At 34.5% G+C, this 22,613-nt stretch carries 19 protein-coding genes; 7 read left to right on the top strand and 12 right to left on the bottom strand.

Annotated features, from left to right (window positions below; all coding sequences use genetic code 11):
* The first annotated feature begins 34 nt into the window (after positions 1–34).
* On the top strand, positions 35–514 hold the full coding sequence (locus tag EKM00_RS05730) for a hypothetical protein (RefSeq protein ID WP_126515542.1): 480 nt from the start codon (positions 35–37) through the stop codon (positions 512–514).
* Between the two features lie 35 nt (positions 515–549).
* A complete protein-coding gene (locus tag EKM00_RS05735; protein WP_126515543.1) occupies positions 550–1,452 on the top strand; it encodes an N-acetylmuramoyl-L-alanine amidase in 903 nt (300 codons plus the stop codon).
* Positions 1,453–1,907: 455 nt separating this feature from the next.
* Here the strand turns inward: EKM00_RS05735 and EKM00_RS05740 are convergent, their stop codons facing one another.
* Positions 1,908–2,957, bottom strand: a complete 1,050-nt coding sequence (locus tag EKM00_RS05740) for an outer membrane beta-barrel protein (RefSeq protein ID WP_126515544.1) — start codon at positions 2,955–2,957, stop codon at positions 1,908–1,910.
* A 606-nt stretch (positions 2,958–3,563) separates the two neighbouring features.
* On the opposite strand from EKM00_RS05740, the gene EKM00_RS05745 reads away from it, so the two are divergent.
* Both EKM00_RS05745 and EKM00_RS05750 read left to right on the top strand, forming a co-directional pair.
* Positions 3,564–3,872, top strand: a complete 309-nt coding sequence (locus EKM00_RS05745; RefSeq protein ID WP_126515545.1) for a hypothetical protein — start codon at positions 3,564–3,566, stop codon at positions 3,870–3,872.
* A 196-nt stretch (positions 3,873–4,068) separates the two neighbouring features.
* Positions 4,069–4,548, top strand: coding sequence for a hypothetical protein (locus tag EKM00_RS05750; RefSeq protein ID WP_126515546.1), 480 nt, complete (start codon positions 4,069–4,071; stop codon positions 4,546–4,548).
* Between the two features lie 94 nt (positions 4,549–4,642).
* Here EKM00_RS05750 and EKM00_RS05755 read toward each other — a convergent pair whose 3' ends face one another.
* From EKM00_RS05755 to EKM00_RS05800, 10 genes are all read right to left on the bottom strand, one after another.
* Positions 4,643–5,479 (bottom strand): hypothetical protein, encoded by an 837-nt coding sequence (locus EKM00_RS05755; RefSeq protein ID WP_126515547.1) that lies wholly within the window; start codon positions 5,477–5,479, stop codon positions 4,643–4,645.
* A gap of 164 nt (positions 5,480–5,643) precedes the next feature.
* Positions 5,644–6,996, bottom strand: a complete 1,353-nt coding sequence (locus tag EKM00_RS05760) for an NAD-dependent succinate-semialdehyde dehydrogenase (protein WP_126515548.1) — start codon at positions 6,994–6,996, stop codon at positions 5,644–5,646.
* Positions 6,997–7,092: 96 nt separating this feature from the next.
* A complete protein-coding gene (locus tag EKM00_RS05765) occupies positions 7,093–7,743 on the bottom strand; it encodes a GNAT family N-acetyltransferase (protein ID WP_126515549.1) in 651 nt (216 codons plus the stop codon).
* Positions 7,744–7,820: 77 nt separating this feature from the next.
* On the bottom strand, positions 7,821–9,242 hold the full coding sequence (locus tag EKM00_RS05770) for an aldehyde dehydrogenase family protein (RefSeq protein WP_126515550.1): 1,422 nt from the start codon (positions 9,240–9,242) through the stop codon (positions 7,821–7,823).
* Positions 9,239–10,540 carry an aspartate aminotransferase family protein gene (locus EKM00_RS05775; RefSeq protein WP_126515551.1) on the bottom strand — a complete coding sequence of 434 codons (1,302 nt, stop codon included), beginning with the start codon at positions 10,538–10,540 and terminating at the stop codon, positions 9,239–9,241. Before EKM00_RS05775 ends, EKM00_RS05770 begins: the two co-directional genes overlap by 4 nt.
* Positions 10,537–11,022: an Lrp/AsnC family transcriptional regulator gene (locus EKM00_RS05780; RefSeq protein ID WP_126515552.1), complete on the bottom strand. Its 486-nt coding sequence runs from the start codon at positions 11,020–11,022 to the stop codon at positions 10,537–10,539. The genes EKM00_RS05775 and EKM00_RS05780 overlap by 4 nt, the downstream gene beginning before the upstream one ends.
* A 66-nt stretch (positions 11,023–11,088) precedes the next feature.
* Positions 11,089–12,669, bottom strand: coding sequence for an amidohydrolase (locus EKM00_RS05785; protein WP_126515553.1), 1,581 nt, complete (start codon positions 12,667–12,669; stop codon positions 11,089–11,091).
* Between the two features lie 70 nt (positions 12,670–12,739).
* Positions 12,740–14,086, bottom strand: coding sequence for an aspartate aminotransferase family protein (locus EKM00_RS05790; protein ID WP_126515554.1), 1,347 nt, complete (start codon positions 14,084–14,086; stop codon positions 12,740–12,742).
* 85 nt (positions 14,087–14,171) lie between these two features.
* The gene (locus EKM00_RS05795; protein ID WP_126515555.1) at positions 14,172–14,819 is read right to left on the bottom strand and encodes a GNAT family N-acetyltransferase; all 648 of its coding nucleotides are present in this window, start codon (positions 14,817–14,819) and stop codon (positions 14,172–14,174) included.
* An 11-nt stretch (positions 14,820–14,830) separates the two neighbouring features.
* Positions 14,831–16,351, bottom strand: a complete 1,521-nt coding sequence (locus EKM00_RS05800; RefSeq protein WP_158614882.1) for a Na+/H+ antiporter NhaC family protein — start codon at positions 16,349–16,351, stop codon at positions 14,831–14,833.
* Positions 16,352–16,560: 209 nt separating this feature from the next.
* Between EKM00_RS05800 and mmsA the strand changes: the two genes are divergently transcribed.
* The 3 genes from mmsA to EKM00_RS05815 all read left to right on the top strand — a co-directional run bounded on the left by mmsA (position 16,561) and on the right by EKM00_RS05815 (position 19,951).
* On the top strand, positions 16,561–18,018 hold the full coding sequence (mmsA, locus tag EKM00_RS05805) for a CoA-acylating methylmalonate-semialdehyde dehydrogenase (protein ID WP_126515557.1): 1,458 nt from the start codon (positions 16,561–16,563) through the stop codon (positions 18,016–18,018).
* Positions 18,019–18,308: 290 nt separating this feature from the next.
* Complete coding sequence (locus EKM00_RS15150) at positions 18,309–18,617, top strand: GNAT family N-acetyltransferase (protein WP_370453924.1); 309 nt, start codon at positions 18,309–18,311, stop codon at positions 18,615–18,617.
* Positions 18,617–19,951, top strand: coding sequence for an aminotransferase class III-fold pyridoxal phosphate-dependent enzyme (locus tag EKM00_RS05815; RefSeq protein ID WP_126515559.1), 1,335 nt, complete (start codon positions 18,617–18,619; stop codon positions 19,949–19,951). Before EKM00_RS15150 ends, EKM00_RS05815 begins: the two co-directional genes overlap by 1 nt.
* A 131-nt stretch (positions 19,952–20,082) precedes the next feature.
* Here the strand turns inward: EKM00_RS05815 and EKM00_RS05820 are convergent, their stop codons facing one another.
* A complete protein-coding gene (locus EKM00_RS05820) occupies positions 20,083–22,194 on the bottom strand; it encodes an ATP-binding protein (protein WP_158614883.1) in 2,112 nt (703 codons plus the stop codon).
* Positions 22,195–22,613: the final 419 nt, after the last annotated feature.

Below are 22,613 nucleotides of genomic sequence, written 5' to 3' on the forward strand. Positions count from 1 at the left end.
TTAAACGATTTTTTAATATTTTAAAATGCTACACATGAAAACAATTCAATCAGTACTAGTGATCACATTTGTATTATTATCAGTCCACACCATTTCAGCACAATACGGAAACGGTGGTTATAATAATGGATATGGAAACGGGAACGGTTACGGAGGAAATCGTAGGATGAATAGCGGAATGGATCAAGCCAGAACTCCTGAAAAACCTAAAGAAATTCCTGTTGAAGTTTCAGTTGCTAAAATAATGGAAACTATAACACCGGAACTTAATCTGGATGAACTACAAGTGGTAGCAATGTCTAATATCTTCATTGAAAGCTTCAGAACTCAAGGAATGCTTCTAAATGCAGAAACCAGTCAGGAAGATAAAATTAAAAATATCGAGGCACTATCTGAAGTTACCGATAGAAAATTAATGGCATTATTAAATGAAGATCAGAAGGAAAAATTCATTGTTTTAAAAAAAGAGCAGAAAAATCCAAAAAAATCAAAGTCTAAAAAGAAATCGAAATAATCGTTTTTTTATTCCATTATAAAACTCAAATCCTAATGAGAAATATTTTTTATGCCCTATTTTTCGCCCTTGCTATTGCTGCTTGCTCTACAAATCCATACAAGAAAACTGAAAAGGTATATGACACCAAACTCAAAACATTAAAAAAAACGATTTCTAATAAGGATCCTAAACCCCTTCCGGTTGTTCCCCCTGTTGAATTAAACAGAGATACATTATACACGCAGCAATTACGCACCTATAAGGATACTATTTTCAAAATGGGATCTACGTTTTTGGAAAATGGGATCAATACGAAATGGATTGGTACTGTCAATTTTAATTTACGCAAGCCTAATTTCATCATTATTCATCATACAGCGCAAGATTCATTGCAACAAACCATAAATACATTTACAAAAACAGAAACTCAGGTAAGTTCGCATTATGTGATTTCAGATGATGGTAAAGTAGTGCAAATGCTGAATGACTACCTAAGAGCCTGGCATGCCGGAAATGGTTCTTGGGGAAAAAATACGGATATTAATTCAGCTTCTATAGGAATTGAACTCGACAATAACGGATCCGAAGTGTTTTCAGAATCACAAATCAATAGCTTATTAGCCCTTCTAACTAAGTTAAAAAAAGATTACAACATTCCTGCTCAAAACATTTTAGGTCATGCGGATATTGCCCCAACCAGAAAAAAAGATCCCAGCGCCTTATTTCCCTGGAAAATTTTAGCCGAAAAAGGTTTTGGAATTTGGCCTGATGAATTTCTACAAACAGCTCCTTTTGATTTTAATGTCGATCAGGGATTACGAATTATTGGGTATGACACTAAAAACATATCTGCTGCTATTATTGCTTTTAAACTTCATTATATTCAAGATGAAGTTACTGATATTTTAGATGAAAAAACAAGAAATACCATTTATTCTATTTACAAACAACAATAGCAAAAGCCCCTAAAACAATCCTAAACGGTTTTTTGAATTTTCAAAGAGCCGTTTTTTGTGTCCAAAATTGAATAATTAATATTTCTCCAAACCACTGCCGAAATTATTAATGAGTACTGAAGTACAACCAAAATCGGCATTAGTTTTTAGTCATACATTGGCACTCGTTGGATGCAATTGTTCAAAACGTCAGTCCGAGTGTTTTTTGTGGAGTAAAACGGAACAAAGCTTCTCGATATCCTTCGCACTTGAAGTGACGTGTATCGAGAACCGTTTTTAATACTAATTTTCTAGTTCTTGATATAATCCCGCCCAAAAGCGGGATCATTCGAACTGACGAAAATTTCCATCAAAAACTAATTACACCCAACGGGTACTTTAGGAAATTTTAAACAAAAAAAACTGCCAAAATACAAAAGAGTATCCTGGCAGCAAAAAAAATATTGTTTTAAATACTAGAATGAATAGGTTGTAGCGAGCAGTGCAAATGCGGTCAAGACTTTTGGAGCAGCATCATTATTTGAAAAAATAGCTTCAGAGGCGGAGTCAAGTCTGAATTCCGGAATGATAGTCAAGTTACCAACTTTGTAGTTTAATGACAATGTATTCCCTATAACACTAGTTCCAGCAAGCAATCCCAGCGCAGGAGTTGCCTCTTTTGCATCTAAATATTCCAATCTGTATGTAAGACTTAGGGATTCTTTTATAGCAACATTTGCATAGCCTACTAACGCAAACCACTCTCCATCCAATGAACTGTCAAAGTCGTTATCAGTCATTGCATACGTACCATTAAAACCTAAGGAAAATGCGTCACTAAGTTTCTTTGTTCCAACGAAATCAAACTGCGTCTTATTTTCATCAGAAGCTGGATTACTACTTCCGGATGTTACATTAAAAAAGGCGCTACCTGTATCGCCGAGGAACGCAAGTTGTCCGACAAACGTTTTTTGAGTTGAGCCTGCATCAATAGTAGATTTAAAATCAGTAGGATTAGTAACTCCCGCCATAAAACTGAATTTCCCAGTAGTATATTGTGCTTTTACCCCTGTGTTAAAGAAGGGTCCGTACGTAAAGGCATAGGACATACTGTAGTTTTTATTATCAACAGCATCCAATAATTCATATCCCAGATGAGTTCCAAAACTACCCGCAGTAACTTTGAACTTATCTGAAAATTCATATGTAAAATTTAATTGCTTAATCATAAAAGTTGCATTGGCATCATTATAAGTAAACTGAGCGGCTCTGTTTCCAAAACCTAAATCTACAAATACAGAACCTTTACCCCTTTTATGTGACGCTTCAATAGAAACCATTCCAAGTTCAAACGAGTTATGAGAATTAGTAAAACTTGTCAAACTGTTGTCTATTCCGGAAAAATCGTATTTGTAATACGCATCTGCAGATCCTGCAAAAGTTGTTACTGGCATCGCAGGGGTTTCTTGTGCAAACGTAAAAGTTGTACTTAGCAATACTGCTAGGATAGCTACTGTTTTTTTCATTTTAAAGGTGTTTTAATTAATAATACAGCTTGGTAATTATTTGGTTTTGGTTACTATTTAAAAAAATCAGAACTAAAATAATTGCTAAAAACATTATTTTATGCTGCTTTAGGTGTTAATTTTTTCCTAATCCTAAAGCGAATTTATTAACTTTTACTCCACTTAAATTACTATTTTTTACTTTTTTATCTCGTTAAGAAAAGAATTATCAATAACGAAAAATCAATGAAAAAAAATCATAATTTCATATTTTTACGAAAGTATTTTAAAAATTCAATAATTGAATTTTACATTACACCCCATATTTTTTTGATTAAAATAAATTTAAAATATAAAAAATAGAATATTATCAATAAATAAACATATTAAACAACAACAACCCCCATTAAAAAGACAGTTAATGAAAATTATATGTTTTTCACTAAATTTAAATAATTTTGTTTTTTATAGTTCTACGTTTTGTAACACAAAAAAAAATATTCTTTTTTTTAAGTCTAAGAAACGAGTTCCAATGAGAATTAAACAGTAACAAAAAACGTTTTTTCTATTTTTTATTTTATGAAAATTTTAATGGTAACTCCCATTCAATTGTATTAAATTTATGCCATGCTTCGTACCCTAATTAAATTAAATCTTATAGTCCTTTTTATTGCTTTTTCCGTTACATGGATTAGTGAGGCAGTTGCTGTTTTTGTCTTTGACAGGAAATACGAAGTGTACGAAGTGTTTGAAAATAATACGGAAGAAAACAATTTCGAGAATAAACTAAAAACGCTTTTCATAGGTACTGTAGCCCTCCCAAATGCATTAGCATACGATTCTATTGTTCCAAACAGAATAAACGCTTTGGATTTATTCAAAGCAAAAGAGTCGCATTTAAAAAATTCAACTCCACCTCCGGAGGGCATCGCTTGATTTTATTATATGTTTCCTAATACACAAAAAGAAGCTACACCCATATAAAGCCATTACACACTTGAGATATGATTTACTATCGATAGCAATGAACTGTACTCTAGTATTTTTTTATTAGCTGAAAGTAAAGCGCTGTAATTAAATCAAAGAAGCTGGCAAAACAGCAAAAACAAACAATCCTTTAATATCTGAACACATGAAAAATCTATTTATATTATTCACAATTTTATTCAATGTTGCATTAGTTGCACAAACTCACGAAATCATTACGCATGACAACAAAAAAATGGATGTAAACTTCATCAAAATGGAGAATAATGTGGTTTATTTTACAGTACCAGGCAGTAGTGAAGAAAAAAAAATCAGCCAATATGCCGTTGCCCAATTAAATGAAAAATCAGCTACCGATTCAAAACTAGTTTCGGAAAAAATCAATGTCCTTGCAAAATCAGATTATAAAAAAGTAATCGTCTTAAAAGACTTTCAGACAATTGGTCTAAAAAAATCCGGGGTCATCACTAGTTTTTATGGAAAAGCAAAAGGAGAAACTAATACCTCCTTTATACATGGAGGAGAAAAGCGATTAAAAGAGAATGCTGCTCGCAAAGGATATCCGTTTATTGTTATTCTATCCAATACACCTAACGATATAAAAGCAATTACTTATACGTATTAAGGAATCATTTTTAAAAGGAAAATTTATACCATGCAAAAAAGCTGTAGTCCAAATTTTAGACAACAGCTTTTTTCAAATACACTCAATTCATTTTTTAATATGAAAAAGTAACTCCTGCTACTAAAAATTGCTTTCCAAATGGTTCTAAATTAGCTTTGTTTGATGCAGCATTATAGGTGTAATTTAACCAAATAGGCATTGTTACGCTTTCACTTAATTTAATATCTTTTGATGCTTTGCACCCCAAGTTTACAAACGAAAGTTTATCATAATCACCAAAGGTATAATAGCCCGCTTTGTTATTAAGAACTGCTCCTACAACAGGAGACAAACTTATGCCCAAAGGAACTTCAAAACTATAGCCCACTTCCATGTAAGTAGTAAAATTTTGTTTGCCTTTTAAATCATTCTCATCTTTATATCTAAAATCATTCCCAGCAACCAAAGTGCTCAGAGTAAACCAAATAGGCACTCCTTTTTCAGAAAAATCAAATAAAAACTGTAAATCAATAGATTGTGAACCATCATTTCCAAAATTAAAAAAATCATTAGAAACCCCTTCTTGTTTGTCTGTGGAAGGCCAATAATAATCTTGTAATGAAACGGTTAAATAATCAGTAACTGCGTAATTAATAACAAAATCTAACTCTCGATACCCTTTTGAAGCGCCATTTGCATCATAATATTGTTTTTTGAAATTATGAGTTGCCCACAAACCCAGAGAAAGTTTATCAGTTACATTATAATTTCCATACAACTGAACTACAGGATAATTTCCTCCCCAAGATTGTCCTCTCCAAATGTATCTACTGGCGATATCGAGGTTTATATCCCATTTCTTTTCGGTTTTGGTTGTGTCTGAAACTTTTTCTTGAGCAAAAATTAAGGAACTGCTTAGCATTAATGCTAAAAAAACGATTAGGTTTTTCATGTTTAAATTGGTTTTCATTATTAATTCAGATGGTTAGGTTAATCTATTTTTTAGGTTCTTAGCCTAAGTTCAAACGTCTTTAATAAAGATGTAAATTAGCATCTCTTATCTTCATGAATTCAATATTCTAATACGTTTCACACATAAAAACAGCTAGCATGTTTTTATTCAATAACTAAGGATTTCATATTCATAAATTCTTTGATTCCAACTTGAGATAATTCTCGCCCATAACCCGACTTTTTGATTCCTCCAAAAGGAACACGAGAATCAGAACGCACTAAAGAATTTACAAAAACATTTCCTGCTTCAATTTTTCTGGCTAGTTTATACGCCTTTTCTCGATCTTCTGTCCAAATTGCAGAAGCCAAGCCATAACGATGATTATTAGCGATAGCAATAGCATCATTTTCATCTTTAGCTCGCACAATGGTGGCTAATGGCCCAAAAGTTTCTTCTTGGAAAGCAATATTATTAGAATCTACAAAATCTATTAATGTAGGCTGAAAATTACAATTTTCACGATCTCCTCCTACTATTAATTTCGCACCTTGTTGCAATGCTTTTTCTAATTGATGGCTTAGTTTTTCGGCCAAATCCAAACGAGCTAATGGTCCCATATTAATTCCATCTTGTACAGGATTTCCTTGACTTAAAACGCATACTTTTTGGGCAAAAAGAGCCGCAAATTCATCCGCTACTTTTTCGGTAACGATAAATCGTTTGGCACAAATACAAGCCTGGCCCGCATTGAGCATTCTGGATTGAGTGGCAACAGTCGCCGCTTTTTCAATATCGGCATCATTCAAAACTATGAATGCATCCGAACCACCCAATTCCATAACCGATTTTTTGATGTATTTCCCGGCTAATGATGCTACCGAAGAACCGGCCATTTCACTTCCTGTCAAGGTAACTCCATGAACAATATCCGAAGCAATTACTGCTTCTACCTGCGGTATATCAATTGTTATTTGTTGGAAAACTCCTTCTGGAAAACCGGCTTCCAAAAAGGCATTTTCTATAGCTTTGGCACAGCCTATAACATTTGGTGCATGTTTTAAAAGAGTTACATTTCCCGCCATAATTGCAGGAGCAGCATAACGCAACACCTGCCAAAAGGGATAATTCCAAGGCATAATTGCAAAAACGGCTCCCATTGGGTCGTAAACCGACATGCTTGTAAAAGGGGTGTCGTACTTTTCGTCTTTCAGCATTCTCTCAGCATTCTCGGCATAAAAATCGCAATTTCCTGCTGATTTTTCAACTTCAGAAATTCCTTCGGATAAAATTTTACCCATTTCATTAGTAATTAATAAACCCAGCTCATCCTTCTTAGCTCTCAAAATGTTAGCCAGTTTTTTCATTTTATCTCCTCTTTCCTGAAAAGACGTATTTCGCCAATTTTTAAAAACTCTTTCTGACATTTCCAATTTCTGATTCAATTGTGCGTTCGTCAACACTTCATGCTCCGTGATGATTTCTCTTGAAAATGGATTTATTGATTTGAATATCATAATTTTTTTTGTTTAAAATTTAATGTTGTACGCTTAAAGTTCCTTGACAGAACTCCATTGTGACTGAACACTGAATACTTCGAACTGACCACTTTTTTAATGGTTTTCACTCAATTTCGTATTTGGATCCAAAGGCCAATACATCAAAACCGAACAATTACCGCTTCTGGGATCATCTAAATAATCGAATAAAGGTTCCACTAAAATAAAACCACATTTAGTTTGAGCGGTAACAGTGGGGTCAATAATTTCTCCTTTAATTAATTTATCACAATATTCAGCAATAGTCATTTGATCTTTAACATTATCAAACCCAATAGGCATTCCTGCGGTCATTTGTCCTTTGGTTCCCAATGCTCTAGCTACCTCCTGACGTGCATTGTAAATTTCTCTTCCAATACCTTTTCCTTGATAATCCGGATGAACTGAAACGTCTAATCCGTATAGCCATTCCGCTTTTGGATCGTGTGTTCCCAACCATAAATTATCCGAAATTTCCAAGAAAGTATGATTTCCTTCGTGGTAATTTTGCAGCAAAGTTGTTGTTGCGGCAATAACTCTATCGCCATCTAAAACAACCATTTGTCCTTCAGGAAAAATCTCCATGTGACGTATGTATTGTGCTTCAGTCATCAACTCTTCTTCAGACAAAGTTGGAAAAACAATTTTTTGAAGTTCAGCTTCTTGTTTGGCATATTCAGGAGTAGCTGTTCGCAAAATGTATTTACCTAAAATTTCTTTTTTCATATATTTATAATTAAATGATTGAAAGATTTAAAATTTGAAAGAGTAATAATATTTATGACTTTCGACTTTAAAAACATCTATGACATATTTCCATAACTGATCAATTTCAATTCCATGTATTCTTTCAACCCTTCAGAACCTGATTCGTGACCGATTCCGCTACTTTTTATTCCTATGAAAGGCAATTCCGTTCCATGCGCCGCCCATTCATTGATTCCTACCATTCCAAATTCTAGGTTTTCCGCATAGAAATTAGCAGTCTTAATATGATTTGTAAACACATAAGAAGCTAAACCGAATTCGGTATCATTCGCCCATTCCAACACTTGTTCTTTAGTATCGAAAGGGATCACAATCATCAATGGTCCAAAAACCTCAGTTTGGATGAATTCTTGGGTTTGTCTGGCTTCAATCAAAGCTGGATGTACAAAAAATCCTTTTTCCGAAATTTCACCACCAATATGAATGGTTGCTCCATCGGCTTTGGCTTTTTCAATCATTGTCACAATATGCTTTTGCTGTGTTTTATTTATTAATGGTCCCACAAAATCAATAGCGCCACCATTAATTCCTGTTTTTAATTTCGAAATATCGTCTTTGACAATCGAAACAAATTGGCTAAAAATATTCGAATGCACATAAAAACGTTGGGGAGCCACACAAACCTGTCCGCAATTTCTTAGTTTCGCAACCAAGGATTGATGTGCAATTGCTTCCACATCTACATCTTTTTCTATAATTACTGGTGCGTTTCCGCCTAATTCAAGCGATAATTTAGTTGCTGTTTTAGAAGCGCCATCCATTAAAATTTTTCCTACTCTAGTGCTTCCAGTAAAACTTATTTTTTTCAATAAAGGATTTTCAATCATCTCTGTTCCTGTCGAAACCGGTTCGGTATTGATTAAGTTAAAAACACCTTTAGGAATTCCTGCTTCGTGTAAAGCTTTTGCCATATTGAAACTAGACAAAGGCGTAAATTCAGAACCTCTCATGACCACGCTACATCCAGCAGCCAAAGCAGCCGCAACGGCACGAGCAGGATTATAAGCTGGAAAATTCCAAGCTGTAATTACACCAACAACTCCTAATGGCTGATAAATAACCATCGAACGTTTATCGATTCTGCTAGACGGAATAACTCGTCCGTAACTGCGTTTTCCTTCCTCGGCAAACCACTCAAAAAGATTAGCCGAAACCAGCCATTCACCACGAGATTCGAGCATAGGTTTTCCTGTTTCCAGTGCTGTTTCCTTGGCGAAAACCTCTACATTTTCCCGCATGTAATTAGCTGCTTTTTTTAAAAATTCAGCTCTAAAATAAGGTGTCGTATTTTTCCATTCTTTAAAAGATGCATCAGCTGCAACAATTGCTTTTTTGCAATCAGCAGCATTTCCAAAAGGAACTTTATCTAAAATTTCTTCGGTTGAAGGACTTTGTACATCCCAGGTTTTGCCATCTATGGCGTCGCACCATTCTCCGTTTATATATTGTTTTCTCATGACAGTATTTCTTTTATTGTTTCTTCTAAAATTGACAAGCCTTTTTCTAAAATTTCATCTTCTATAAATAAAGGACTTAATATTCTGATACAGTTTCCGTAAGCTCCAGAAGTGATTATAATCAATCCTTTCTCTAAACATTTATCCACAATTGCTTTCGTAGAAACACCATCAGACATTCCTGTTGTTGGATTCGAAAATTCGATGGCCAACATTGCTCCTAAGCCACGAACGTCAGTAATGTTTTTTGGATACAAAGTCTGCCATTGAATGAATTTTTCTAGCACTAGCTTACCTACTTTTTCACCAGCGGCATTGATATTGTTTTTTTGCATGTAATTGATGCTCGCCAATGACGCCACACAACTCAATGGATTTCCCAAATACGTTCCTCCGATAAGTCCCGGTTTAACGGCATCCATAATTTCTTGTTTACCTATAACAGCACCAATTGGCATTCCGCCACCCATAGATTTAGCCCAAGTTGACAAATCTGGAATTACACCATAATGCTCATAAGATGCCCATTTTCCGGTACGACCAAAACCAGATTGCACCTCATCAAAAATCAATAAAATGTTGTTCTCAGTGCAGAATTTACGCAAATACTGCACGTATTTTTTAGATGCAACAGTAAAACCACCCTCACCTTGTACTAATTCCAAAATGATTGCAGCGGTTTGACTCACTGAAACGGTTGTTGAAAAAGTTTTATGCAACTTCATAATCATCAAATCATCGAATTCAGCTTTCGACATTCTTTTATTCATCGAAGGTTTGTAATACGGATATTCCAAACGATATACTTCAGAAGCATAAGGTCCCGCACCTTCTTTATATTTTACATTTGAAGTTAAAGTCATCGCCATCATTGTACGTCCATGAAAAGAACCATCATAACATATAATCCCCGCTTTTCCGGTTACTGCACGAGCAATTTTGATCGCATTTTCTACTGATTCTGCACCGGATAAAGTCAACATTGCTTTTGTAGCTTCCCCGTGTGGCAATATCTCACATAACTTCTCGGTTAAGTCTAAATATTGCTCATAAACAGAAACATTAAATGAGGCATGAATGAATTTTTCGGCTTGTTTTTGAATCGCATCAATAATTTCAGGAACACCGTGACCGGCATTATTTACACCAATTCCTCCTGCGAAATCAATTAATTCTCTACCATCGGCATCAATGATTATGGCACCTTTAGCCGATTGAATGCTCGATGGATTAAAAATTCCTAAAGCGTTTGGAACACTTTTCTTTCTTCTTTCGTATAATTTGTCTGTATTATTCATTTTGCTTGCTTGCTTGATAATTTTGCTAATTCTAAATCGGGTTGCGCGAATTTGTAAATTTTCATATACATATTTGTTTTGGTGTCAAAAACACCTTCCATTGAATGAATTTTATCGCCTAATAATTCATTCAAATGCTCCATATCCCGACACATAATATTAGCTTCAATATCATAATCCCCTGAAACAGAGGCCAAAAAACTAATCTCAGGCAACTTTCCTAATTCCTCAAAAATGGTTTTCATATATGATTTTGGTTTAACGGAAATCAAAACACTTGCATAAGCATTAAAACCAATTTTGTTAGGATCAACCCTTCCTATAATTTGCAAAGTCCCATCTTCAATCAAGTTAATATAACGGTGTCTAATGGTACTTACTGCCACATTAATTTCTTTAGAAATTTCAGTAAACGACATTCTCCCGTCTTTTTGAAGCAGCTTCAATATTTGGTAATCTAATTCATCATCTAATACACTCATCGTTTGTAGTTTTTCCTCACCCCAACTCTCTCCAAAGTAGAGGGAACCGAGTCTGAGAAAGTTGTTTTATATTTTTTTATATTTTAATTCTCCATTTACCCATGTTTCATTGACTTCAACGGTAGAAACATCGTCTAATTTAAACGGGTTTTTACTCAGTATAATAAAATCAGCATGTTTCCCTACAGAAAGACTTCCTTTTATATTTTCTAAATGATCCGCAATCGCACTTCCTACAGTATAGGCATGCAATGCTTGCTCAAAAGTTATTTTCTGGCTTTCGCCAATGACAAAGCCATCCATCGCTTTTCGGGTAACCGCCGTTTCCATATTGAGCCAAGGATTTATTTCTTTCACCACAGGACCATCGGTCGATAAGGCCAAGTTAATTCCATTATCTAAAACCGTTTTACACGGATATACTACATCCAATAATGCATCCGGCAAAGTACTTTTGAAATTATTTGCCAATTCGTAAATGAAGATGGGCTGCATCGCTGCAGTCATTTTCATATTTTTAAAATCTTTTATATTTTCATTTGATAAAAATCCAACATGCTCAATTCGGTGACGTAAACTAGGGTTGATTTTGAATAAATCTCGATACACTTTCAAAGTCAAATCAACCGCCTGATGACCAATGGCATGAGTTGCAACAGAAAATCCTTTATCAACAGCTTCTTTGGCCGTTTCGAAAAACTTGTCATAATCCAATCTCAAAACGCCTTTATATCCTTCGGTATTTTTGTAAGGAACATTCAAGGCAGCTGTAGCAGAACTCAAACCTCCATCAGAGAAAAACTTTACCGTTTTTATTTGCAAGAATTCCGATTCATATAATTCCGGTAAAACCTGAATTTCGTCACTACCATCCGGAATTCTAAGCGGAAAAACATTCATTCTCACTTTCAACAATCCTTCTTGGTCCAATTTAATGTAAGCCGCCAATAATTCTTCATTTGCAGCCGGATCCGTCGCACTAGTAATTCCTAAACTCAACAAATACTTATGCCCTTCCAGAATCATGTTTTTATATTCGTCGAAAGTAAAGGCTGGAATGTTATTCATGATTAATCCCAAAGCTCTTTCAGTAAAAATACCTTGCAGACTTCCATCTTTATTTTTGCGAATTTCTCCTCCAAAAGGAATTTCCGTAGCTTCATCAACTTCTGAAATTGCCATGGCTATTGAATTGGCAATTCCAATGTGAGCACAAGTTCTAATTATAAAAACAGGTCGGTCAGAAATAATTTCGTCCAAATCTTCTTTGGTCGGCAATCGTTTTTCTTCGAGAATCATTTCATTGATTCCACGAGCCATAATCCATTCGGAACTTGGGTTTTTCTCAGCAAATTCTTTTAACAATCTTTTGAATTCCACTATAGATTTCACAGCCCGAACATCTAACATATACGTTCTAAGATGCCCAATTTTCCAAACATGAATATGTGCATCATTCAATCCCGGAACAATCGTTTGTCCGCTAAAATCAAATTCATTGGAAAAAGAACCAAATTGATTTCGCAATTCAGTTACACTTCCAGTGGCTTCAATATGGCCAAAATTATTAATTACCATGGAATCTGCTTTTGGAAAAGCAGCATCCATTGTAATAATATTGGCATTATATATCAGTTTAAAAGTCATAAAGTCTATTATTATAAAGTCTAATATCGAACTAGTCTTATGACTTTCGACTTTGAGACTTGCGTCTAAATTATTTTCTTTCGTTCAACACTTCTTGGATAGCATTTTCAATTACATCCAATCCTTCGTTCAATTGCTCATCAGTGATTACAATTGGTGGCAAGAAACGAATACAGTTCGTGTACAATCCTGCTCGAATTAATATTAATCCGTTAGCTACTGATTTTTTAATGACGGCCATGGCCATATCCATATCCGGTTCTTTGGTTTTTCTATCTTTTACAAATTCAACTACGAGCATGGCGCCCAAACCACGAACATCTCCGATACAAGGAAATTTTTCTTTCATGACTTCTAATCGCGTTCTGATGATCTCTCCCACATGAACTGATTTTGCCAAAAATTCTGGTGTGTTTATTTGTTTTACCGTTTCAAGAGCAGCAACCACAGCAATTGGACTTCCGGAATACGTTCCTCCCACACCACCTAAATGAGGAGCATCCATCATTTCTGCTTTTCCCGTTACTGCACTGATTGGCAATCCGGAACCTATAGATTTTGCCATTGTCACCATATCAGGAACTACTTCGCTGTGCTCGATAGAAAGGAATTTCCCTGTTCTTCCAGCTCCGGACTGAACCTCATCAGCAATAAAAACAATGCCATGTTCATCACAAACTTTTCTGATCTTTTCTAAGAAACGTTTTGGCACAGGAATAAAACCCCCTTCGCCTTGAACCGGTTCGATAATAATAGCTGCAACCGAAGAGGGATCTACGTGTGAAATTAAATTCTGGTCGAAACGCTCGATGCAAAAATCGATGTATTCTTCTTCAGTGAAGTTATCCGGTTTACGGTACACATTTGGAGAATGAAACCGATAGATATCTTGTGAATAACTACCAAATCCTCTTTTGAACAAAGCATATTTACTGGTCAAACTTAAGGTAAGTAATGTTCTCCCATGATATGCCCCTTCAAAGCAAATAACAGCTGGTCGCTTCGTATAATATCGTGCAATTTGGACTGCATTTTCTACTGCTTCAGATCCTGAACAAGCTAATAAGGTTTTTTTAGGAAAATCTCCTGGTGTAATTTTATTAAGTAATTCTGCAAATTCTAAATACGGTTCGAATGTAGTGACTAGCGCTCCGGTATGAAGGTATTTATCCATTTGATCTTTTATGGCATCAACAACTGCTTTTGGTCGGTGTCCCAAATTTACCATCCCAATTCCTCCTGCAAAATCTATTAATTGATTTCCATCTACATCCCACACCAAAGCACCTTCCGCTTTTTCAACAACGACCTCAGTAGATTTTCCCAAACCAGCAGGCAAAGCAGCAGCTCTTCTTGCTAACATTTCTCTACTTTTTGGCCCAGGTATTTCTGATACTTTTTTAATTTGAGTTCCCATTTTTTTTAATTTTTAAAGGCAAAAGGCATTCGCCGATAGCCATTCATTCTTATTGATTAGTTTATTTTTGTTTTTTGGCGCAGGCCTAAATACTATAATTTTCGTCTACCGGAAGGTACATTAACATGCTTGCATATCCACAATCCGGATCATTAATATAGTTATACAAAGGTCGTATCCATCTAAATCCCGCTTTCCTTTGAGGGGTGATTGTAGGATCTGTATATTTATTAATTTGCAAAGCCAAACAATAGTCTTCAATAGTCATTTTATCTTTAAATCTTCCGTAACCAATGGTCATTCCGGCAATAATTTGCCCTTTTAACCCAAGGGTTTTACAGATTTCGGTTCGGGCTTTGTACATTTCTGTCGAAAGACCCAAACCTCGATATTCTGGCAAAATCCCCATATCGATTCCGTACAACCAATCGCCACGAGCAATTTGAACATTGGTAATCCATAAATTATCGGTTTCCTCCAGAAAAGTACTGTCATGTTCCGGAAAATCACATCTGAAGGCACTTGCAGAACCTACTAACTTCCCTTCTTTTTCAACTACTAATTGCCCTTCCGGGAAAACCTTAATATGATTTGCAAAATGATTTCTATTCATAATCTCTGATTCATGTAGTGAGGGATAACACTGCAACTGAACATATTCCATATGATCCGCATCAGACGGAACAGCATTCCTGATGAAAAACTGATTGTGTAATATGTTTTTATAAATCATAGGCAAAAAGTTTACATAATAAATCCACAGATAAAATACATCACAGCCGAAACTCCAAATATTATTAATTGATATGGAAATTGTGAAATACCATGTTTCATCATATCTACTTTACAGGATTGTGCAGTAAGAACTCTATTATCCGAGAAGAAACAGGCCGCTGCTCCCCAAACTGTTCCAGATACTAAAGCACCCTGAGAAAGCCAGAAATTAGCGCCTAATGAATGTGACAATAAGGCTGTCGTTGGCACTAAAATAGCGTATATTCCCCAATTAGACCCCGTTGCCCAACAGATCCATGAAACCAAAGCAAAAACAATAAAGGGTAAGGTCGATCTATTTAACCAGCTAATTCCTTGCAAGTGAGACGTTACAAATTCATTAAACCCTAAAGCATTTTGAACATCTTTTAACAAATAAGTAAAAGCTAAAACGGCTAATACAAAAGTGATGGTTTCCAGTCCCATTACAAAATGTCTGGAAATTTTATCAAATTTAATAACTCTAAAAATAAGAAAATAGAGATACGTAAAGACTACCGCAGTAGCAATTCCGCGTAAAGCATCAATACTTCCAAAAATCATATCAGACGAAAAAGTTAAACTTCCCCAATAATCCATATCATAAGGATAAGGGAAAATGGTACACCATACCAAAACAAGTAACGGCATGATAAAATAATATAATTTTCCCGCTTTTTTAGCAGGATTCTTTCTGATTTTTTCCTCTTTAGGTTCTGGAATGACTACTTCTGCCTCGGCATCTCTTATCCCTTTTAAATCTGGAACAACTTTAAATACCACTAAACCTCCCAAAATTAAGGAAATCCAAGCCGAAAAATTATAAGGAATTGTTCCTAAAAATGCTTGAATTGCACTTGGACTCACACTCACATCCCCAATATTTCCTAGGGCCGACAATTGTGTGCCGTAAAAAATAGTCCAGGTAGAAATAGGAAACACTACAGTCAAGGGCACACAAACAAAACTCAGAACCAAAGCTAATTTAGCTCTGGAAACTCCAAACTTATCTGTTATAGGCCGCATCGTATTTCCCACAGACAAAGCACTTAAATAGTCATCCAAGAAAAAGAAAAAACTTAAAAAATAAGTCATGATTAGTGATTGCTGTTTCGTTTTTACGTGATTTTCAGAATAGGTTGCAACTGCTCTTATTCCTCCAGATGCAACTAATAATTGCACAAAAGCACCATATAAAATACATACCAATATTACCCAAATTAAACCTTGATCATGCGCATCTCTTGATATCGAACTGAACAAACCATCAAACATATTTAAAGGAAAAATCATTCCTTTCCCCTCTGGAAAAAATTCTGTAGATCCTCCTTTTGATGCTAACAAAATAAAACCCAAAGCACATCCAATAATTAATGGCTCCAACGCTTTTCTGGTAATGATAGCAATCCCTAATACAGTAAATGCAGGAACTAAAGCATCCCAATTAATAAAATAACACAAGGCTGACAGGAATAATAAGGCGACTCCAATAATGGTTGAGATTGATTTCATTGATTTTATGGTTTGGTTAATAGAAAATAATTTAAATTGGTTAATATTTAAACTCAAATTTGACATTAATAAAAAACCTAAATATTGTAAATAAATTAATTTATATATGTTTATTTTGTAAATCTAACCATAATTTAGATATAATAACAAAAAAATTACTAAATTTTTTATTTAAAAGTGTACATTTGAAAAACTAAAATAAATTAATTATGATATTTAATGAAGTAAAAAATTTTATAAATGGAGCGTTTAAATCAGGAAGCTCCAGCAAAATTCATACTATTATCTCCCCTTTAGATGGTCAAGAATTAACTACTTTCAAAGAATCTACCGTGGATGATTTGAATGAAATTATCGCTTTTGCTCAAAAAGCTCAAAAAGCCTGGCAAAAAGTTACCTTAAAAGAAAGAGTCCAGGTTTTCTATAAATACAAACAATTATTAGAAAAAAACATAGAGGAACTGACCGAAATTATTTACCTCGAAAACGGGAAAATTCATGGGGAAGCCAAAGCTGAAATTGATAAAGCCATCGAACTTACAGAATTTGCCTGTGCTTTGCCTCAATTTGTAAATGGAGAAAACATGGAAGTTAGTAAAGGTGTTTATTGCTCCTCAAGCCGAGTTCCTTTGGGGATCGTTGCTTCTATCGTTCCTTTTAATTTCCCAAGCATGGTTCCGCATTGGACTATTGTAAATGCCTTGGCTCTTGGAAATGCTTTTATTTTGAAACCCTCCGAAGCGGTACCAATCAGCAGTCAATATACAGCAAAACTTTTGAAAGAAGCCGGACTTCCTGATGGCTTATTCAATATCATTAATGGTACACAATCTACAGTTGAAAATCTTTGCGACCATCCGGATATTAAAGCCATAACTTTTGTCGGCTCCACGAAAGTAGCAAAAATAGTATATCAAAGAGCAAGTCAAAATTTGAAACAGGTTTTAGCACTTGGCGGAGCAAAAAACCACATCATTTTATTACCGGATGCAAATCCCGAAATGGCTTCCTCTAATATTGTAGCTTCTATGAGCGGTTGTGCCGGGCAGCGTTGTATGGCGGCTGCAACTTTAATCGCTGTTGGAAATTGCGATGTGATACTGGGTAAATTAATTAAAGACGCCAATAAAATTCAATGTGGTACAACATTAGGTGCCGTAATTTCGAAAGCAGCCAAAGAAAGGATTGAGTTATATATCACTGAAGCCGAACAACAAGGTGCCAAAATCGTTTTGGATGGCAGAAATACGATAGTTATGGGAAAAGAAAATGGTTTTTATGTCGGGCCAACGATTATTGACTACGCAACTGCTGATATGAAAATTGCAAAAGAGGAAATATTTGGACCAGTTCTAACCATTGTTCGTGTTAGTACAATTGATGAAGCTTTAGCAATTGAAAATGGCAATCCTTATGGAAATGCGTGTTCCGTATTTACACAAAGTGGCGGTTTAGCAAATTATGTAACCGAAAATGCTTCAGCAGGAATGTGCGGGGTAAATATTGGAGTTCCTGTACCCAGAGAACCTTTTGGTTTTGGTGGATGGAATGAATCGAGATTTGGTTCTGGAGATATTACGGGGAAAAGCGCTATTGGCTTTTTTACAAAAGAAAAGAAAACAACCACCAAATGGAATCCTGAAGCTGGAACCAACTGGATGAGTTAAATAATTATGATCGAAAAAGTTAAAGCATCCGATTTTATATTCATTTATGAATGCTACATGCATCCAGAAGTAAACCCTTTTTTGCTCTACGAAATAATGGATTAGGAAAGTTTTAGACCTATATTTAATGACTTGCTAAAAGAAGAAATTTTATATCTACATAAATAAGATTCAAAAACTGTCGGAATGTGTAAAATCATCCGACAAAAGCATAGAAATAGCCACATTATGTATCTGGGAGGAGTAGCTATTCATCCTGATTATTTTGGAAAAGGATAGGAAAAAAAATGATGTTAGAAATCATTAATATATGTAAAATAAAATCTGTTTCCAGAGTTGAATTGAGTGTCGACACTCATAATTTGAAAGCCATAAAACTATATAAAAGTGTAGGTTTCACAAAAGAAGGAATTTTGAAAAACTATACTTTTTTAAAAAGCAAGAACAAATTCATAGATGAACAAATCATGTCCAATTTAATATCAAAACAATACAATTGCACAAAGCTTACATCGACAAACAAAATTTATAAGATGCAAATTCTGTCCTACTTTATGGTTTTGTTGTCTAACCAATTGAAACTAAAATTTAAAATATAATGTTAAGTAAAGAACAAATAATAAGTGATAGTAAACAATTCAGTTTGTTTACTTGGGTTGCTCAAAAAAATGTAAATCCAATCCCTATCGAAAGAGCCGAAGGCGTTTATTTATATGAAGTTGGAGGAAAAAAAATAATTGATTTCTCCAGCGGATTAATGTCAGTAAATATCGGTCACGGCGACCAGCGGGTCACAGATGCAATTGTCGAACAAATGCAAAAAGTGAGTTATGTGACCCCATCTTGCACTACAGAAATCCGGGCGCGTTTAGCAAAAAAACTTGCCGAAATTTGTCCCGGTGATTTAAACAAAGCTTTTTTTACACTTTGTGGCGCTTCATCAATCGAAAATGCAATAAAACTGGCTCGTTTATACACTGGAAAGCACAAAATTTTTGGAAGATATAGAGGATTCCACGGAAACTCTTCTGCCAGTATGACTTTAGGCGGAGATCCTAGAAAACTTTTTAGTGATGCCCAACAAGCCACTAATATTTTTCACCTAGATGATCCCTACGATTTTTATGGTTTGAGTGATCAAGACGAAGAAACGAAATTAAAATGGAGCCTTGATTCAGTAGAAAGAATCATTCGGTATGAAGGCGGGCACACTATTGCAGCCTTTGTCTTTGAAGGCGAAAGTGGGTCATCAGGTTGCTTGCATTATCCAAAAGGCTATCTAAAAGGGATTAAAGCCTTGTGCGAAAAATATGAAATTCTATTTATTGCCGATGAGGTAATGAGTGGTTTCGGCCGAACCGGAAAATGGTTTGGTTTTCAACATAGCGACATCATTCCAGATATGATTTGTATGGCCAAAGGTCTGACTTCTTCTTATTTACCCTTAGGTTGTTTGATGGTATCGGATAAAATTGCAGCAAAATATGACGATTCCCCTTTGTGGTTGGGATTGACTTATAATTCACATCCAGTGGCTCTGGCAGCTTCACTTGCCGTTATCAATATTTACGAAAGTGATCATTTGATAGAAAACGCAGTCAAAATGGGTACTTACATGGAAAAACAAATTAACAAAATGCGTGCCCAACATCCTTCAATGGGTGATTTTAGAAACAAAGGATTATTGGGTTGTTTGGATATTGTGAAAAGCAAAAAACCATATCAACTAATGGCTCCTTTCAATGCTAATGCTGTCGAAATGGAAGTTATGAACAAAGTGAGTGCCAAGTTAAGAGAGCAAGGATTATATACCTTTGTTCGCTGGGGTTATATTTTTATCGCACCACCATTAATGATTAACGAAACTGAAATTGACGAAGGTTTATCAATTATTTCTGAAGCTTTAAAAATAGCAGACGAGCACATGAATTAATACATTTTTTCCACAAGAAAATTTAGTAAATGACCAAAAAAAGCAGACAAAAAAAATTTGGTTAATGCCTTTCATTCGCGGTTGAGAATAAAAAATTAAAAAGTGATACAAGAGGAATTCCTCAAAGAATTCTAAGAATTAATTTCCATAAAAATAACATCCAATAGCGCAAAGACTTTTTCCTTGTCCAAAGGTTTCGTAATGTAGTCATGAAAGCCGCACTGAAGTATTTTCTCTCTCTCTTCTGCAGATGAATATGCTGTCTGGGCTATCACCGGAAGTCCCGGTTTAATTAACTTTATTTTTTCAAAAGCCTCATAACCATTCAAAACAGGCATTTTTATATCCATAAAAACCAAACTGATATCCGGATTTTCGGTACAAATAGTAACTGCTTCCTGACCATTAAAAGCACGCAAAACTGTATGATTTTTTGACTCAATAATTTTTTTTAACAACAAGAAATTGATAGTATCATCTTCAGCGACTAAAATTATTTCATTCTCCTGGTTTTCTGAAAAATATATCGTCTTACTTGACACAATGTCTTTTTCAGTCTGCTCAAATTTTAATGGAATCGAAAAAGTAAAAACAGATCCAACTCCAATTTTAGATGTTACTGTTATTTCTCCTCCAAGCATCTCTACATACGCCTTCGTGATGGATAGGCCAAGTCCTAATCCCGTTAATTCAGTACTGCCGTCCCCTTCAATTCTTCGGAAACGATCAAATATCACTTTTAAATGATTTGTACTCATACCGATTCCTGAATCTTCAATAGTAAACGCTAAAATTCCTTTTTCTTTGTGCACTGTATACCCAAAAGCAACAAATCCATTATCTGTAAATTTTACTGCATTTGTTATTAAATTGACAATAATTTGTTTCAGCTTTGTTTCATCAGTAAGGATTTTTTCTGTAATTCTAGCTGAATTTTCAAGAATATAAAATTGAATATTTTTATCTTTAGAAATCGTAACTTTGATAGAATCATACAACTCTGTTATGCATTTTTCAATGTCTAATCCTTTATAATTTGGCGTAATTTGCTTGGCGTCAATTTTAGACATTTCAATAAGATCTTCAATGATTGAAACCAGGTTGTTCCCACTGTTTTTTATTATTTTTAAATATTCCAATTTCTCCCCTTCTGTCAAATTTGCATCCGTTAGCAAATCACTAAATCCCATTATGGCATTCATAGGAGTTCTGATTTCATGCGATAAATTAGCCAAAAAAGAAGATTTTAAGGTATCGCTTTCCTCCGCTTTTTGTTTGGATATTTCTAATTGTCGCCTTTGATTGCTGTTCTCTTCAAAAAGATTTCCTATATACCCAAACTCTCCTTTGAATTTTCTTAAAGAAGAAATCGCTGTTATATTACCTGTTTCTAGAATACTTTTGACTAATTTTAGTGGATTATAAACCCATCGTTTTGTATAATACACAAAAATAAAAATGTTCAATAAAGAAACCAGCACTACAATAAAAAGAATTTCTTTTGAATTTTTGTAATTCAAATTGAATGGCCTTTTGAAAAGTAATGTAGACACAACGTCATCTTTCCAGTCTTTCAGATCTAAGCTTACAATTACAAAATCACTTTCTTCAAGATCCGTAAGATGTGCCGGAACTAAATTAACTTTCGAACTGCTTATATTTCCTAAAGAATTCAAAAAAGGCTTATCTAAAAGTCTAGCTATAAAAAAGTAACCAGACGGCGCTGTTTTATTCTTTTTGGGATCTATTGAAGGATGAATCGTTGCACCAAAAACTTCCACAATTCCTTCTGGAATTTTAATATAGAATTTTTTTAGTTTCGATTTATAAAGCACTGTCATCATCTCTTTTGGGATAAAGTCAAGGCTTTTAATCTTAGAGGAAACTGTTTTATTTATTATTTTTTGATCTAAACCATAAACACCAATGTAATCAGCAGAATAGGTTTCAAATTCGCTTAGAATATATTTATCATACCATTTTTTATCTTTTGTTATTGTATAACTAACCAAATTATCCCAGTGGGTAACATCAATAATGATGGCGGTAGTGGTTTTAGAATTGAGTCTGAACAAAGATCTCACTTCTTTATCGTATTGATTGTAAGTGATTTTGTAAAAATGACGTTCTTCCTGAATAGTATAAAGATACAAGGTGATGTAAATTACGAAAAAGAAAATACTTGCCGAAAGTATCAGCATCAGTAGTTTAGAGTACGTATTTAATCTAATTAATCTTTTCATGGAATTCACTCGACTAAAAATAAAATACAGCCTACTTTTGTAAGACATATCAGTTTTTTTTCTATGCCGCAAGTTAACCTTTTTTATCAATAAAAAAAACAAGCCACTTCAAACTAAGTAATTTTTTTATATTAAAACCTTATTTATCAGCGGTGTACTTTTAAAAAAGCATTCTAATCTTTCTTAAATCTCTTTTAAATGGCAACTTTTCATTTTTTTTCAGAATTAAAAAAAGATTATTTTTTTTCCTTGTCAAAACAGAAGTGATTCGGTTCTCTTTAAGCAAACAAGCCAATGCCATTTGTGCCAAAGGAGAAAAAGCAATACAACCCACTCGTTTGTCTTCGAGAACATCTAATAATTCCGCTTATTGTTGCCGCACAAACATGGAATATTTCAGTTGATGAATCAAGCTGGGT

This window comes from Flavobacterium sp. RSP15, assembly GCF_003968755.1.
GTDB lineage: Bacteria > Bacteroidota > Bacteroidia > Flavobacteriales > Flavobacteriaceae > Flavobacterium.